This is a genomic window from Pseudomonas fungipugnans, from assembly GCF_029955235.1.
GTDB classification, from domain to species: Bacteria; Pseudomonadota; Gammaproteobacteria; order Pseudomonadales; family Pseudomonadaceae; genus Aquipseudomonas; species Aquipseudomonas fungipugnans.
Genome location: NZ_JARBWL010000002.1, coordinates 94,038 through 108,954, shown reverse-complemented (window position 1 = coordinate 108,954; position 14,917 = coordinate 94,038). Strand labels below are relative to the sequence as shown.

Below are 14,917 nucleotides of genomic sequence, written 5' to 3'. Positions count from 1 at the left end.
TGCCGGGATTTTTTAAAGGGGTGTGGGATGAGTAAGGTCAGTGTGTTGGTCGTGGACGACGCGTCGTTCATTCGTGACCTGGTGAAGAAGTGCCTGCGCAACTACTTCCCGGGTATCCGGATTGAAGATGCGGTCAATGGCAAGAAGGCCCAGGCGATTCTGGCGCGCGAAGCGTTCGACCTGGTGCTGTGCGACTGGGAAATGCCGGAAATGTCCGGCCTGGAACTGCTGACCTGGTGCCGCGAGCAGGACAACCTCAAGACCATGCCGTTCGTGATGGTGACCAGCCGTGGCGACAAGGAAAACGTGGTTCAGGCAATTCAGGCCGGCGTTTCCGGTTATGTCAGCAAGCCGTTCACCAACGAGCAGCTGCTGACCAAGGTCAAGCAGGCGCTGAACAAGGTCGGCAAACTCGACACCTTGATGAACAGCGCGCCGACCAAGATGAACTCGGCATTCGGCAACGATTCCCTAAGCGCATTGACCGGTGGCAAGGCGGCCGTGGCGGCGCCATCCGCGGCACCTGTCAACCCGTTTGCCAAACCTGTTGCGGCGGCGCCAGCTCCGGCTGCCGCACCGACTCGCGGTCTGCTCAACAGTCCGCCGGTCAAGGCGCCAGCTGCTTCGGCAGCACCTGCTGGTGGTCGTGGCCAGGGGCAATTGCGCCTGTCCAGCGGCACCCAGCAATGCGTGATCAAGGCCTTGAGCCTCAAGGAAGCGCTGCTGGTGGTGAAACGCACCGACATCCTGCCGCAAGTGCTGGAAAGCGCAGTGCTCGACATGGAGCAGGGCGACAACGCTGAAACCGCGCGCCTGAACGGTTACCTGCACGCCATTGTTGCCCACGAGGCGAAGCCCGACAGCGACTGGCTGCAACTGACCTTCCGCTTCGTCGATCAGGACGCGCAGAAGCTCGACTACATCTCGCGCCTGATTGCTCGTGGTACCGCGCAGAAGCACTTTGTGCCGGGTGCTTAAGCACAGCAGCGCCTGTTAGTCCGCCTTCGCGAGCAGGCTCGCTCCCACATTGGAATGCATTCCAAATGTGCGGGCTTGCTCGCGAAGGGGCCATCAAACTCAGCACCTCTGTCCCAGACCGCCCCATTTTGAAACATCTGTCGACTACCCTGGTCCATTCCAGCTGCTAGGCTGCTTTCCAGGCCTTTTCGACAGAATCCTGCCCATGCTCGCGCGCTTGCTGTTTCTCTGTGGTCTTTTCATGGCCTCCACCTCGGCTGTGGCCATGACCATCTACAAATCCACCGACGCCAGTGGCGTGGTTTCCTACAGCGACCGTCCCACCAAGGACGCTCAGGTCTTCGTTTTCCGCGATCGCATGGAAGAACACCTGGAACGTCAGGTGTACCTCGACATCAAGAAGCAGAAGGGCGTGGACGTGGTCTTTGTGCGCAACGACCTGTATGCCCCGGTGGAGGTCGAACTGAGCTTCGCCGGCCTGCAGAACGTCAACGGCGCACCGAACCAGCCGATTCGCCGTGTCCTGCCGGCGCGCAGCAACTCGCGGCTGGCGCTGCTGACGGCGATTACTGGCGGCAAGCCGCTGGTGTATACCCCGCAGTTCCAATACTCGCTGGGCGACCCTGCAGGGGCTGCGCAGGGCTATCGTTATCCCTTTCCATGGCGAGGTGGTCCGTTCCGCCTGACCCAGGGCGCCAACGGCCAGTACAGCCACTTCGGCGCGAGAAGCCGCTACGCCATGGACATCGCCATGCCCGAAGGCACGCCGATCATCGCGGCGCGTGGGGGCATCGTGGTGAAAACCGAAAATGAGCAGACCGGGCGCGGCACCGATCCGTCAGGGAATTTCGTGCGGATACTGCACGATGACGGGACCATGGGCGTGTACTTGCACCTCAAGCAAGGCTCGGTGAGCGTGCATGAAGGGCAGCGGGTGGTGGTGGGCAGTGCGCTGGCGTTGTCGGGCAATACCGGCAACAGCAGCGGGCCGCACCTGCACTTCGTGGTGCAGCGCAATACCGGGTTGGGGTTGGTGTCGATTCCGTATCAGTTCAATCAACCGATGGGCATGTTGCCCAACTTTGCGTTGGGCAAGCAGTGAGCGCGAGGTAGATAAATTGTGGCGAGGGGGCTTGCTGTGGCGAGGGGGCTTGCCCCCGTTGGATGGCGAAGCCGTCCCAAAGCCTATGAATGCGGTGTGTCAGGATCTATGCGGCTGCGGGGTTTGGGGCCGCTTCGCAGCCCAGCGGGAGCAAGCTCCCTCGCCACAAGAGCCCGCCCGCCAACGGTGTTGCAATCAATCCAGCATCAACACCTTGGCCAGAATGATCTTCGGCCCTTTCATCTTCTTGATGATGATGCGCAAGCCTTCGACTTCCAGCACTTCTTCTTCTGCCGGCACCCGTTTCAGGGTTTCGTAGACCAGCCCGGCAAGGGTTTCGGCTTCGATGTGGTCCAGATCGATGCCCAGCAGGCGTTCAACCTTGAACAGCGGCGTATCGCCGCGCACCAGCAATTTGCCCGGCTGATACGCAAGAATCCCGCGCTCGGCTTTGCGGTGTTCGTCCTGAATATCGCCTACCAGCACTTCCAGCACGTCTTCCATGGTCAGGTAGCCGATGATGTTGCCGTCGGCTTCCTCGACCACCGCGAAGTGCGAGCCGCCCTTGCGGAACTGCTCCAGCAACTGCGACAGCGGCATGTGCCGCGACACACGCTCCAGCGGGCGGGTCAGCTCTGCCAGGTTGAACGACTCGGGAATGTGATCCAGCGCCGCCAGCTCCAGTAGCAGGTCCTTGATGTGCAGCAGGCCGACGAACTCTTTGCGGTCGCTGTCGTACACCGGATAACGGCTGAACTTGTGGCGCCGGAACATCGCCAGGATTTCCTTGAGCGGCGCGTTGAACTCCAGCGTCACCAGGTCTTCCCGGGAGTTGGCCCAGTCCACCACTTCCAGCTCGCCCATTTCCACCGCCGAGGCCAAAACACGCATGCCCTGGTCGCTCGGGTCCTGGCCACGGCTGGAGTGCAGGATCAGTTTCAGTTCTTCACGGCTGTAATGGTGCTCGTGATGCGGGCCGGGTTCGCCCTGGCCGGCAATGCGCAGAATCGCGTTGGCACTGGCATTGAGCAGGTAGATGGCCGGGTACATCGCCCAGTAGAACAGGTACAGCGGCACTGCCGTCCAGAGCGACAGCAGCTCGGGTTTGCGGATGGCCCACGATTTGGGGGCCAGTTCGCCGACCACGATGTGCAGGTACGAAATCACGAAGAACGCGGCGAAGAACGACACGCCTTTGATCACTTCCGGCGACTGCACGCCCACGGCGCCGAGCATCGGCTCGAGGATGTGTGCGAACGCAGGCTCACCGACCCAGCCAAGACCGAGTGAAGCCAGGGTAATACCCAGCTGGCACGCCGAGAGGTAGGCATCGAGCTGACTGTGCACAGTGCGCAGGATGTGCCCGCGCCAGCCGTTCTTTTCAGCGATGGCCTCGACCCGGGTCGAGCGCAGTTTGACCATGGCGAATTCGGCCGCAACGAAAAATCCGTTGAGCAAAACCAGGATCAGAGCAAAAAGAATCATGCCGAAATCGGCGAAGAGTGTTGCGAGGGTCAAGCCAGGGGAAGGGTCCATGATGGAGTTTTGCGGGTTCCGTGTATTCAAGAGGAAAGAAAAAAGTGCGCCTGAAAGGCAGGCGCAAGTCAGCCAATGTAGCGACTGACTGTGCGATTGCCTAGTGGCCAGTGCTGACCGGTATCAGTCGGCGGCGCTGATGGCGTGGGATTTGGTCACCTGGGCCGGCGCAAAATGGCAGGTAAACGTGCTGCCATGGCCCGGCACGCTACTGATTTCCATCCGTGCACGATGGCGCAGCAGCACGTGTTTGACGATTGCCAGGCCGAGCCCGGTACCGCCGGTGTTGGAGTTGCGGCTGGAATCGACGCGGTAGAAACGTTCGGTCAGGCGTGGCAGGTGTTTGCTGTCGATGCCGATCCCGGAATCCTGCACGCTCAGGTGTGCGCCTTGCTCGTCGCCCCACCAGCGAATGCGGATATTGCCCTCGGCCGGCGTGTACTTCACGGCGTTGAACACCAGATTGGAAAAGGCACTGCGCAATTCGGCTTCGCTGCCTTTGAGCAGGATCGTCGGGTCGGCTTCCAGGGTGAATTGCTGGTTTTTCTGCCCGGACAGTTGCCGAGCGTCGCCCTTGATCGATTTGAGCAGGCCATCAATGGCCACCGGCTGGTTGTCCGACGGGTAATCGGTGGCTTCCAGTTTGGCCAGCAGCAGCAAGTCATTGAGCAGCGTTTGCATGCGGCCGCCCTGTTGCTGCATCTGCTGCAAGGCTCGGCTCCAGCGCGGGTTCACGTCCTCGACGTTATCGAGCAGGGTTTCCAGGTAGCCGCAGATCACCGTCAGCGGTGTGCGCAGTTCATGCGATACGTTGGCGATGAAGTCTTTGCGCATCTGTTCCAGCTGATGGATACGCGTGACGTCGCGCACCAGCATCAGGTGTTCATTGTTGCCGTAGCGGGTGAGGTACAGCTGAATGCGCACGCGATCGTTGGTCGGCGAGGGGATTTCCAGCGGTTCGGCGTAACTTTCCTGCTCGAAGTATTCCTTGAAGCGCGGATGACGCACCAGATTGGTCACTGGCTGACCGCTGTCTTGCGGGGTCTTGAGCCCGAGCAGAGTCTCGGCAGCACGGTTCCACCATTCCAGGTTGCCGTCGCTGTCGAGCATGATCACCGCGTCTTTCAGTGCGGCGGTGGACTCCTGAACCCGATCGATCACCGCTTGCAGGCGCCCGCGCACTCGTTGGTCGCGGCGTTGCAGGTGATAGATGCTGTCGAACACTTCGCCCCACAGGCCATAGCCGTCAGGTGGTGCTTCGTCGGGTTTGTGCAGGCGCAGCCACTCGTGCAGGCGCAGCAATTGCTTGAGAGTCCAGGCCAGGTACAGGCCCAGGCCTGCGGCGAGGCTCCAGCCGTAATAACCGCTGATCAGGCCGATCACCAGGCAGGCGGTGACCAGCAGCAGCATGTGGCGAATCAGGGTGCCATGCCAGTTTTGGTTCACGTCAACATGCATCCTTGTCAGCGAGTCTGGCGGTCAGGTCAGGCCTTGGTGGAAAACCGGTAGCCAGTGCCGCGCACGGTTTGTACCAGATTTTCATAGGCATCGCCGAGGGCTTTGCGCAGACGGCGGATGTGCACGTCGACGGTGCGCTCCTCGACATAGACATTGCCGCCCCAGACCTGATCCAGCAACTGGCCACGGGTGTAGGCGCGTTCCTGGTGAGTCATGAAAAATTGCAGCAGGCGGTATTCGGTCGGGCCCATCTCGGCGGGTTTGCCATCGATGGTCACGCGGTGGCTGATCGGGTCCAGCAGCAGGCCGCCGACTTCAATCGGCGCTTCGCCATCGGTCGGGCCGGCCCGGCGCAGCACGGCCTTGAGGCGCGCTACCAGCTCACGCGGGGAAAACGGTTTGGTGATGTAGTCGTCGGCGCCGACTTCCAGGCCCTGGATCTTGTTGTCCTCTTCGCCCTTGGCGGTGAGCATGATGATCGGGATGTCGCCGGTCAGCTCGTCGCGCTTGAGACGGCGGGCCAATTCGATGCCGGAAGTGCCGGGCAGCATCCAGTCCAGCAGGATCAGGTCCGGCTTGCGGTCGACGATGATGGCATGCGCCTGCTGGGAGTTTTCCGCCTCCAGGCAGTCATAGCCGGCCATTTCCAACGCAACGGCGATCATTTCGCGAATGGGCGCTTCGTCGTCGACGATCAGAATGCTCCTGCCAACCATGCCTTAATCCTCTTGTCATTTAACTGTCTTGCGCCGCATTAGATAACGGAATTATTGCAGTCGTGTGACAGTATTTTAGTGCGCCTGCGATTGTCGTGAACCTGGTCTAAGCTTCGGGTTCGATTCCTGACAACCACAAAAGAAGGTTTCCATGACTCACATTGCTCAATCTTTCAAAGCCCTGCTGATCACTGCCGCCCTGGCATTGCCGACCATGGCCTTTGCGGCCGACCCGGCGATGGAAAAAGATGGCATGTATACCGACCACAAGGGCATGACCCTGTACACCTTTGACAAGGATGCGGGCGGCAAGTCCATGTGTAATGACAAATGCGCCACAAACTGGCCACCGTTGATGGCAACTGCGGGCGACAAGTCCATGGGCGACTGGACCGTGGTCAAGCGTGACGACGGCAAGATGCAATGGGCCTACGAAGGCAAGCCGCTGTACACCTTCGTGATGGACAAGAAGGCCGGTGACATGAACGGCGAAGGCAAAATGGATGGCGCGTGGCACGTCGCCAAGGCCAAGTAATACCCTTGTGGGAGCGCGCTTGCTCGCGACAGCGGTGGACCAGTCAACATTGATTTTGAATGGAATGCCGGCATCGCGAGCAAGCTCGCTCCCACAGGTTTTGCGCCTCAACGCATTGCGTAATCCAGCACAATCCCGACAAAAATCGCCAGCCCGGCCCAGTGGTTGTGCAGGAACGCCTTGAAACAACGCATCCGGTCCTTGCCACGGGTGTACCAGAACTCCCAGGCAAAACAGCCTGCCGCCGCCAGCAGCCCAAGGTGGAACCAGCCGCCGAGCTGGAATTTCGACCCGGCCAGCAACAGGCAACCCAGCGCCAGCCCCTGCAGCGTCAAAATGATCACCCGGTCCGCATCGCCGAACAGGATTGCCGTGGATTTCACGCCGATCTTCAAGTCATCGTCGCGGTCAGTCATGGCGTAATAAGTGTCGTAACCCACCGTCCACAGCAGGTTGGCGATGTACAACAGCCAGGCCGCTGCCGGCAGGTCACCGGTCTCGGCGGTAAACGCCATCGGCATGCCCCAGGAAAACGCCGCGCCCAGCACCACTTGCGGGTAATAGGTGTAGCGCTTCATGAACGGGTAGCTCAAAGCCAGCGCCAGGCCGCCCAGCGACAGCCAGATAGTCGCCGCATTGGTACACAGCACCAGCAGAAAACTCACGCCCATGAGCACTGCAAAGAACACCAGCGCCTCTTTGGAACTGATCTTGCCGCTCACCAGTGGCCGCTGCTCGGTGCGTTTCACATGGCCGTCGACCTTGCGGTCCGCCCAGTCGTTGATCACACAGCCGCCTGCGCGGGTCAGCACCACGCCGAGGACAAAAATCACGATGTTGGCCAGCGATGGCGAGCCCTTGCCGGCAATCCACAGCGCCCACAGCGTCGGCCACAACAGCAGGTAAATGCCGATCGGCTTGTCCATGCGCGTCAGTTGAATGAAATCCCAGGCCCTCGGGTTCAGGCGATTCAGCGATTTGAGCAGGCTCTGGTACATCAGCAGTTCTCCGGATGGGCGCGGGTGGCGAGCCACAGGGTCGGCAGGAAAATTTCGGCCACCAGCACGCTCAATGCGCCCCGGTCGAAGCGCGAGCGCCGGCCCCACAGCTCGGGAGCCCGGACTTCCGTTGGCAGCCAGTCTTGCGGATAGTGACAAACCTCGATGGCCTGACGCTGGAACGCCTGATCACAAAAAAGCAGTTCGCCCAGCGAACGGCTGCCCAGCTCGTCCATGTGCAAGCCGTCGCCCTGCAACGCACTGCGCGAGGCAACACTGCGGGCAAACACCCAGGCTTCGCCGTGACCACGCAGATACACCTCGCGCACCCAGCCCTCACTGCCTTCGGCCAGTTCCAGTGCGGCACACTCGTCGGCACGTAACGGTTGCCAACCCTCGAACAGCGGCGTGACGCTGAAGCCGTCATTCGACAGACGCGTCAGGCGCCGGGTCAGAGAGCCTTCGTCGAACAGCCAGTCCAGGGTAGACGCGTCGGGAAGCGGTGCCAGCCGGCTTTGTGGCAGCCAGAGAGGAGTCGGGCAGGGGGCTTTAGTGTGTTGCACAATGAGTCATTATTGGCAGCAAATGAGGCGGCGAGCTTACCATGTCGCCCCGCGATTTTTATTGATCCTGCATGCCGTTGCGCCGAACAGGCTTGCATCGGCGAGGTTCGATCAGTACAAAACGCCCTGAGCTGAACGGCAACGCTCCACCCATCGACCGTTCGCGCCGGCAAACGCCTGAATCCTGAGGAAATACCTGAATGAAAAAGTGGCAGTGTGTGGTCTGTGGCCTGATCTATAACGAAGCCGACGGCTGGCCTGATGACGGCATTGCACCGGGCACCCTGTGGCAGGACGTACCGGAAGATTGGCTATGCCCGGACTGCGGCGTAGGCAAGATGGATTTCGAAATGATTGAAATCAACTGATAACCCATTAAAGGAGTAAGGCATGAACGCACCTGTCGTGATCATCGGGACCGGGCTGGCTGGCTACAACCTGGCGCGGGAATTTCGCAAACTCGATAGCGAAACCCCGCTGCTGTTGATCACTGCCGATGACGGGCGCTCTTACTCCAAGCCGATGCTGTCCACCGGCTTCGGTAAAAACAAGGACGCCGACGGCCTGAGCATGGCCGAACCCGGCGCCATGGCCGAGCAGTTGAAGGCTGAAGTGCGCACCCATACGCGCATCAGCGGCATCGATCCGGGCCACAAGCGCCTGTGGATTGGCGAAGAGTCAGTCGTCTACCGCGACCTGATCCTGGCCTGGGGCGCGGAAACCGTGCGCGTGCCGATCCAGGGCGACGGCGCAGATGCCGTCTTCCCGATCAACGACCTGGAAGACTATGCGCGTTTTCGGGCAGCGGCAGCGGGCAAGCGCCGGGTGCTGTTGCTGGGCGCGGGCCTGATTGGCTGCGAGTTTGCCAACGATCTGATCCTGGGGGGTTACGAGGTGCAGCTGGTGGCGCCTTGCGAACAAGTCATGCCGACCCTGCTGCACCCGGCGGCGGCCGCTGCGGTTCAGGCCGGGCTGGAAAGCCTGGGCGCGCGCTTCCACCTCGGGCCGGTGCTTAATCGCCTGGAGCGAGTGGCTGACGGCCTGGAAGCGCATCTGTCCGATGGCCAGGTCATCCCGTGTGATGTGGTGGTGTCGGCCATTGGCCTGCGTCCGCGTATCGACCTGGCCGCTGCGGCGGGTGTGCAGGTCAACCGTGGCGTAGTGGTAGACCGTCACCTGAAAACGTCCCATGCCAATATTTACGCCCTGGGCGACTGCGCCGAGGTCGATGGGCTGAATCTGCTGTACGTCATGCCCCTGATGAGCTGTGCGAGAGCGCTGGCGCAAACACTGGCCGGCAACCTGACGGCGGTGAGCTACGGCCCGATGCCAATCACCGTCAAAACCCCGGTCTGCCCGCTGGTGGTTTCCCCGCCACCACGGGGCGCAGAGGGTGTCTGGACGGTCGAAGGGCAGGGCGGCGACATCAAGGTGCTATGCCGTGACGATGCCGGCAAATTGCTCGGTTACGTCCTGACAGGCGCGGCGGTGATGGAAAAACTCGCACTGAACAAAGAACTTCCGGCCCTGCTGGCTTAAATACCGGTCGTTCTGTCGGAATCACCCCGCTTTTGCCCCGACAAAGGTCGCGGGGAGACTGGCGCAGCCTCAAAGCGCGTGCCATTCTCACTCCCGTCTGCCGCAGAGTAGAGCCTGCGGCGCCTTGGGCGCTGTTCCAACGAGAACAGCACGGACATAACAACAAAAAACCGTCAAAGGGGCTTCACTAATGCGTAAACCAGAACTCGCCGCTGCAATCGCAGAAAAAGCAGATCTCACCAAAGAGCAAGCCAACCGCGTACTCAACGCCGTTCTCGAAGAAATCACCGGCGCTCTGCACCGCAAGGACAGCGTCACGCTCGTGGGCTTCGGTACTTTCCTGCAACGCCACCGCGGTGCCCGCACCGGCAAAAACCCGCAAACCGGTGAGCCAGTGAAAATCAAGGCCAGCAACACCGTTGCGTTCAAGCCGGGCAAATCGTTGAAAGACAGTGTTAATCCATAAGACGTACCGACTTCCTGCGTAGAGCGGGAGCAGGATTGAAAAATGGGCACGCCAACTGCGTTGGGTGCCCATTTTTTATGGCGCGCGCTGCCGCCATCGCTGGCAAGCTGATGCCCGGATAGACACATCAGAGTGGATGTTGCGCCTAGACGATTCCACTCAATTGCCAGGAGCTTGGTTGTTCATCCATAGGTAGCTAATACCATGTGAGCAAACTCTTTCTTGCTGGGCTGAAGATTGGCGTGCTGCTCCAAGTACTTGCGCCATGCAGATTCAAGCATGGGTCCATCGAGATTGCCGTCCGTAGCGAGATAAGCCGCGGCATCGTCCTTCACCGCCTGGGTGTAATGTTTCGAAGGTCCGTTTTTAGTGGCGTCTGAGGTCGAAATGAATGGGCCGGTCGTTGTGAAGAGCAGCCCGAACCCAGTCAGCATCGAAAACTCAAGGGGGCCGCCCTTCGCCAGGCAGCCAACACCGACACATCCTTCAGCTCGAACAGAAGCGCTAGATACGATTGTGAACAGGGCAATCCAGCAGCATCCCAAGGCAACCGCCGATTTTCTATAGGGCCGAGCAGTCAACTTGTTACCACAGATGGTCTTGTCCCCCAGATGGATGAGATGTTCCTGAGCCATTGATTGAGTCTCCTGACACCCTATAAGCCTGAGTGCGATGCCATGAGCGATGTGCCGTATCGACTCTGCATTGGGTTTTGCTTGTGCAAAGTACCGAGCGAGAAAGGCACGTCAATACCAAGGAGACAATTCAGACATGTCCTACATGTGTTCCTGAGGCCGGGAAAATAACTGTGATGGTTTTTTGCTCCCGGTGTGTTTCAGGCTGTTGCCTTCGCAAACGCCAGCGATAGTGTAAGTTCCGCACAATTGAGTGGTCATTCGACGCCATTGCGCGCTGCATGACTGAATTTGCATGACGGCATTTGAAGGATTAACTGAAATATGATGAGCCATCATTTTAATGGCACTTTTTTAATTGCCAGTTGTCGCGACACAAGGTGTCGAAGGATGAACTTCAGATTTAGGACTTTTCCTACATTTATTCTTTTTTGTTCTTGGCATGCTCTGCGCCTTGCTGAAGGGAGGAGCGGCAATGACGCCGGCGCGGCGTTCAGGATGGCTCTGGCTCAATGGTTCCGGGGCGGAGGCGCGAAAGCGCAAATATTAAACCAGGATCAGGGAATCCCCTGTCACATATAGGGCGATCACCTACGCAATTCAACGAACACTTCGTCTTGTTGTTTAATCCGATGCTTGCTAGTGGCCATCATTGTGATTACGATGCGCGCAATTGAAAGAGCACGACTCAATTGGATGAGAATTCTCGCAGCTCTTTGATACTGTCCCGCGCCGTTGGAACTCCAACAAGCGTTTGACTGTAATCCTATTTAAAGGTCATGGATGTCCTACTCAAGCAAACTTTCGGCTCATTACCTCGAACTCGCAAAAGCCTCTGTTTCCAAAGAGAATTTCGCGGGCGAGGACGTTCGCTTTTCGGGCGAATTCGAGGCCCTGGAAAGTGAGCTGGCGAAAGCCTCGTCCATGCACGAAAGCGGTCAGATCGACTGGCTGAAAATCCGCGAAAACAGTGAAAATCTGCTGCGTACCCAGTCCAAGGATTTGCGGGTCGGCGCTTGGTTGACGTGGGCTCTGTACCAACGTGAATCGTTTCAGGGACTGCTGGCCGGCCTCGGTTTGCTGCACCATTTGTCGGAAAATCATTGGGCCGAAGTTCACCCCAACAAGGCCCGTACCCGTTCCGCCGCCATCAGCTGGCTGGTGCCGCGTCTTGAGCAGGTGCTGAACGAAAACGTTGCAATCAAAGAGCAACTGCCGCTGTTCCGCCGTCTGGTCGAACACCTTGAAGGTCTCGATGCCGCTTGCACCGAGCACTTGGGCGATGACGCGCCGTTGTTGCTGCCTATTTCCCGCCGCCTGAAAAACATGGTGCAACGCGCCGCTGACAACCAGCCGGAACCCGGTGTGGTAGGCGCCGCCGTGGCTCAGGTCAAGCAGGCCGCGACGCAGCTGTTCACCCCCGGCGCACCGATCGACAACGAAAAAGAAGCCCACAAAGCCCTGCGCGCCCAGCAGGAGAGTGCTCGTCCGTTGTGTGCGTGGTGGCTCAAGCAAAAAGCCACTGACCTGCGTGCCCTGCGCCTCAACCGCACGCTGCTGTGGCTGCCCATTGATGCGGTGCCCGAACGCAATGCCGAGCAGATCACCGTGCTGCGCGGGTTGCCGGCGGACAAGCTCAAGGTCTATCAGGATCGCTTCGATCAGGGCAAATACGCCGACCTGCTGGTGGAACTGGAGGCGAGCCTGGCGAAGGCACCGTTCTGGTTCGATGGCCAGCGAATGGTCTGGGAATGCCTGCAGGGGCTGAACGCCGAGATGGCAATGCGCGAAGTGGAGATCCACTTCGCGCTTTTGATTCAGCGCCTGCCCGGCATTGTCGAACTGCGCTACCACGATGGCGCCCCGTTTGCCGATCCGGCCACCCGCGCCTGGATCAGCGCCAGCGTCATGCCACACCTGCAGACCGCCAGTGCGCCGCGCAAGGTCGAAGTCGCCGACACCCAGCCGGCCTGGGAACTGGCCCTGGAAGAAGTCCTGCCGATTCTGCGCAAGGACGGCCTCAAGGCCGCCGTGCAGGTTCTCAAGCAGGGCTTGCAGGCTGCCCAGGGCGGGCGGGTGCGATTCTTCTGGCAGTTCGCCCTCGCGCGGCTGTGCTTCATGGCCAAGAAATACGAACTGGCCAAGACCCAACTCGAAACACTGGACCAAACATTACAGGACTCAGGCCTGAACGCCTGGGAGCCCGATCTTGCGCTGGAAGTGCTGCATCTGCTGCATAGCTGCTGCGAGTTGTTACCGCAGAACCATGCAGTGCGTGAACGCAAGGAAGAGATTTATCGCAGGCTGTGCCACCTCGATCTCGAAGTGGTACTCGAATAGGCCCCAGGGCCACAACCGCAAGGAGAAAACCCATGGCCAAAGAAGGCTCGGTAGCCCCCAAGGAACGCATCAACGTCACCTTCAAACCCGCCACCGGCGGTGCTCAGGAAGAGATTGAACTGCCGCTGAAACTGCTGGCAATCGGTGACTACACCCACCGCAAGGACGAGCGCAAAGTCGAAGATCGCAAGCCGATCAGCATCGACAAGATGACTTTCGACGAAGTCCTCGCCAAGCAAGAGCTGCAACTGACACTGAGCGTACCGAACCGTCTTCAGGAAGAAAGCGACACTGAAGAACTGGCCGTGAAACTGCGCGTCAACTCGATGAAGGACTTCAACCCGGCCAGCCTGGTTGAGCAAGTGCCTGAGCTCAAGGCCCTGATGGAGCTGCGCGACGCGCTGGTGGCCCTCAAAGGTCCGCTGGGTAACGCGCCTGCGTTCCGCAAAGCCATCGAAGGCGTTCTCGCCGACGACGAATCCCGCGGTCGCGTACTGGGTGAGCTGGGCCTGAACGCCGCAGCCCAGGACGCCTGAGTCCCCATCAGCCAAGGAAGCCAACACCATGAGCACTAGCGCAGCACAGCAAAAGAGCGCCGAGAACGGCGAGTACAGCATTCTCGACAGCATCATCGCCGAAACCCGCCTGACCCCGGACGACGAAGCCTACGACATCGCCAAGCGCGGTGTTTCGGCATTCATCGAAGAGCTGCTCAAGCCGCAGAACAACGGCGAGCCGGTCAAGAAAGCCATGGTTGACCGCATGATCGCCGAGATCGATGCCAAGCTCAGCCGTCAGATGGACGAAATCCTGCACCACCCGGACTTCCAGGCCCTGGAATCGTCGTGGCGTGGCCTGCAGTTGCTGGTCGACCGCACCAACTTCCGCGAAAACATCAAGATCGAAATCCTCAACGTCTCCAAAGAAGACCTGCTGGACGACTTCGAAGACTCGCCGGAAGTGATGCAGGCTGGCCTGTACAAGCACATCTACACCGCTGAATACGGCCAGTTCGGTGGTCAGCCGGTTGGCGCGATCATCGCCAACTACTTCATGTCCCCAAGCTCGCCGGACGTGAAACTGATGCAGTACGTGTCCAGCGTAGCCTGCATGTCCCACGCGCCGTTCATCGCCGCTGCCGGCCCGAAATTCTTCGGCCTGGAAAGCTTCACCGGCCTGCCGGACCTGAAGGATCTGAAAGATCACTTCGAAGGCCCGCAATTCGCCAAATGGCAGAGCTTCCGCCAGTCGGAAGACTCGCGTTACGTTGGCCTGACCGTGCCGCGTTTCCTGCTGCGTAACCCGTACGATCCGGAAGAAAACCCGGTCAAATCGTTCGTGTACAAAGAAACCGTCGCCAACAGCCACGAACACTACCTGTGGGGCAACACCGCCTACGCGTTCGGCACCAAACTGACCGACAGCTTCGCCAAATTCCGCTGGTGCCCGAACATCATCGGCCCGCAGAGCGGCGGCGCAGTTGAAGACCTGCCGTTGCACCATTTCGAAAGCATGGGCGAAATCGAAACCAAGATCCCGACCGAGGTTCTGGTTTCCGACCGTCGTGAATACGAACTGGCCGAGGAAGGCTTCATCTCCCTGACCATGCGCAAAGGCTCCGACAACGCGGCGTTCTTCTCCGCCAGCTCGGTGCAGAAGCCGAAGTTCTTCGGCATCAGCGCAGAAGGCAAGGCTGCAGAGCTGAACTACAAGCTCGGCACCCAACTGCCGTACATGATGATCGTCAACCGCCTGGCTCACTACTTGAAAGTGCTGCAGCGCGAGCAACTCGGTTCGTGGAAAGAACGTACCGACCTCGAGCTGGAACTCAACAAGTGGATTCGCCAGTACGTGGCCGACCAGGAAAACCCAAGCGCCGAAGTTCGTGGCCGTCGTCCACTGCGCGCTGCCCAGATCATCGTCAGCGATGTCGAAGGCGAGCCTGGCTGGTACCGCGTCAGCCTGAACGTGCGCCCGCACTTCAAGTACATGGGTGCTGATTTCACCCTGTCGCTGGTTGGCAAGCTGGACAAAGAGTAAGCGGAGCTAAC

Annotated in this window: 15 protein-coding genes; 9 read left to right on the top strand and 6 right to left on the bottom strand. The window is 59.7% G+C overall.

From position 1 onward, the window contains the following. Positions 1-27: 27 nt before the first annotated feature. Both POF45_RS15505 and POF45_RS15500 read left to right on the top strand, forming a co-directional pair. Complete coding sequence (locus tag POF45_RS15505) at positions 28-978, top strand: response regulator (RefSeq protein WP_259497664.1); 951 nt, start codon at positions 28-30, stop codon at positions 976-978. 205 nt (positions 979-1,183) lie between these two features. After that, positions 1,184-2,080, top strand: coding sequence for a peptidoglycan DD-metalloendopeptidase family protein (locus POF45_RS15500; RefSeq protein WP_259497662.1), 897 nt, complete (start codon positions 1,184-1,186; stop codon positions 2,078-2,080). Positions 2,081-2,275: 195 nt separating this feature from the next. On the opposite strand, the gene POF45_RS15495 is transcribed toward POF45_RS15500, so the two are convergent. The 3 genes from POF45_RS15495 to phoB form a co-directional block, all read right to left on the bottom strand. After that, on the bottom strand, positions 2,276-3,616 hold the full coding sequence (locus POF45_RS15495) for a hemolysin family protein (protein ID WP_259497660.1): 1,341 nt from the start codon (positions 3,614-3,616) through the stop codon (positions 2,276-2,278). Positions 3,617-3,739: 123 nt separating this feature from the next. Further along, complete coding sequence (phoR, locus tag POF45_RS15490) at positions 3,740-5,074, bottom strand: phosphate regulon sensor histidine kinase PhoR (protein ID WP_259497658.1); 1,335 nt, start codon at positions 5,072-5,074, stop codon at positions 3,740-3,742. A 26-nt stretch (positions 5,075-5,100) separates the two neighbouring features. Beyond that, positions 5,101-5,790 carry a phosphate regulon transcriptional regulator PhoB gene (phoB, locus tag POF45_RS15485; RefSeq protein ID WP_007896474.1) on the bottom strand — a complete coding sequence of 230 codons (690 nt, stop codon included), beginning with the start codon at positions 5,788-5,790 and terminating at the stop codon, positions 5,101-5,103. A gap of 151 nt (positions 5,791-5,941) precedes the next feature. Between phoB and POF45_RS15480 the strand changes: the two genes are divergently transcribed. Continuing rightward, positions 5,942-6,325, top strand: a complete 384-nt coding sequence (locus POF45_RS15480; RefSeq protein WP_259497648.1) for a COG4315 family predicted lipoprotein — start codon at positions 5,942-5,944, stop codon at positions 6,323-6,325. Positions 6,326-6,432: 107 nt separating this feature from the next. Here the strand turns inward: POF45_RS15480 and ubiA are convergent, their stop codons facing one another. Beyond that, the gene (ubiA, locus tag POF45_RS15475) at positions 6,433-7,323 is read right to left on the bottom strand and encodes a 4-hydroxybenzoate octaprenyltransferase (RefSeq protein WP_259497645.1); all 891 of its coding nucleotides are present in this window, start codon (positions 7,321-7,323) and stop codon (positions 6,433-6,435) included. Next, positions 7,323-7,886 carry a chorismate--pyruvate lyase family protein gene (locus tag POF45_RS15470; RefSeq protein WP_259497644.1) on the bottom strand — a complete coding sequence of 188 codons (564 nt, stop codon included), beginning with the start codon at positions 7,884-7,886 and terminating at the stop codon, positions 7,323-7,325. Before POF45_RS15470 ends, ubiA begins: the two co-directional genes overlap by 1 nt. Before the next feature lie 200 nt (positions 7,887-8,086). On the opposite strand from POF45_RS15470, the gene POF45_RS15465 reads away from it, so the two are divergent. From POF45_RS15465 to POF45_RS15455, 3 genes are all read left to right on the top strand, one after another. Then, positions 8,087-8,254: a rubredoxin gene (locus POF45_RS15465; protein WP_007954349.1), complete on the top strand. Its 168-nt coding sequence runs from the start codon at positions 8,087-8,089 to the stop codon at positions 8,252-8,254. A gap of 22 nt (positions 8,255-8,276) precedes the next feature. After that, positions 8,277-9,425: an NAD(P)/FAD-dependent oxidoreductase gene (locus POF45_RS15460; protein ID WP_282316081.1), complete on the top strand. Its 1,149-nt coding sequence runs from the start codon at positions 8,277-8,279 to the stop codon at positions 9,423-9,425. Between the two features lie 190 nt (positions 9,426-9,615). Beyond that, positions 9,616-9,891 (top strand): HU family DNA-binding protein, encoded by a 276-nt coding sequence (locus POF45_RS15455; protein ID WP_003213368.1) that lies wholly within the window; start codon positions 9,616-9,618, stop codon positions 9,889-9,891. Positions 9,892-10,073: 182 nt separating this feature from the next. On the opposite strand, the gene POF45_RS15450 is transcribed toward POF45_RS15455, so the two are convergent. After that, a complete protein-coding gene (locus POF45_RS15450; RefSeq protein WP_259497642.1) occupies positions 10,074-10,526 on the bottom strand; it encodes a DUF2388 domain-containing protein in 453 nt (150 codons plus the stop codon). A 783-nt stretch (positions 10,527-11,309) separates the two neighbouring features. Between POF45_RS15450 and tssA the strand changes: the two genes are divergently transcribed. From tssA to tssC, 3 genes are read left to right on the top strand one after another with little or no spacing between them, the layout of a single operon-like run. Next, positions 11,310-12,866 (top strand): type VI secretion system protein TssA, encoded by a 1,557-nt coding sequence (tssA, locus tag POF45_RS15445; RefSeq protein WP_282316080.1) that lies wholly within the window; start codon positions 11,310-11,312, stop codon positions 12,864-12,866. Between the two features lie 32 nt (positions 12,867-12,898). Next, positions 12,899-13,402, top strand: coding sequence for a type VI secretion system contractile sheath small subunit (tssB, locus tag POF45_RS15440; RefSeq protein ID WP_259497640.1), 504 nt, complete (start codon positions 12,899-12,901; stop codon positions 13,400-13,402). A 28-nt stretch (positions 13,403-13,430) separates the two neighbouring features. Next, a complete protein-coding gene (gene tssC / locus POF45_RS15435; protein WP_259497639.1) occupies positions 13,431-14,906 on the top strand; it encodes a type VI secretion system contractile sheath large subunit in 1,476 nt (491 codons plus the stop codon). Positions 14,907-14,917 lie beyond the last annotated feature (11 nt).

Coding starts and splice junctions, on each gene's coding strand:
- POF45_RS15505 (WP_259497664.1), top strand. CDS start 28: ATGAGTAAGGTCAGTGTGTTGGTCGTGGACGACGCGTCGTTCATTCGT.
- POF45_RS15500 (WP_259497662.1), top strand. CDS start 1,184: ATGCTCGCGCGCTTGCTGTTTCTCTGTGGTCTTTTCATGGCCTCCACC.
- POF45_RS15495 (WP_259497660.1), bottom strand. CDS start 3,616: ATGGACCCTTCCCCTGGCTTGACCCTCGCAACACTCTTCGCCGATTTC.
- phoR (WP_259497658.1), bottom strand. CDS start 5,074: ATGCATGTTGACGTGAACCAAAACTGGCATGGCACCCTGATTCGCCAC.
- phoB (WP_007896474.1), bottom strand. CDS start 5,790: ATGGTTGGCAGGAGCATTCTGATCGTCGACGACGAAGCGCCCATTCGC.
- POF45_RS15480 (WP_259497648.1), top strand. CDS start 5,942: ATGACTCACATTGCTCAATCTTTCAAAGCCCTGCTGATCACTGCCGCC.
- ubiA (WP_259497645.1), bottom strand. CDS start 7,323: ATGTACCAGAGCCTGCTCAAATCGCTGAATCGCCTGAACCCGAGGGCC.
- POF45_RS15465 (WP_007954349.1), top strand. CDS start 8,087: ATGAAAAAGTGGCAGTGTGTGGTCTGTGGCCTGATCTATAACGAAGCC.
- POF45_RS15460 (WP_282316081.1), top strand. CDS start 8,277: ATGAACGCACCTGTCGTGATCATCGGGACCGGGCTGGCTGGCTACAAC.
- POF45_RS15455 (WP_003213368.1), top strand. CDS start 9,616: ATGCGTAAACCAGAACTCGCCGCTGCAATCGCAGAAAAAGCAGATCTC.
- POF45_RS15450 (WP_259497642.1), bottom strand. CDS start 10,526: ATGGCTCAGGAACATCTCATCCATCTGGGGGACAAGACCATCTGTGGT.
- tssA (WP_282316080.1), top strand. CDS start 11,310: ATGTCCTACTCAAGCAAACTTTCGGCTCATTACCTCGAACTCGCAAAA.
- tssB (WP_259497640.1), top strand. CDS start 12,899: ATGGCCAAAGAAGGCTCGGTAGCCCCCAAGGAACGCATCAACGTCACC.
- tssC (WP_259497639.1), top strand. CDS start 13,431: ATGAGCACTAGCGCAGCACAGCAAAAGAGCGCCGAGAACGGCGAGTAC.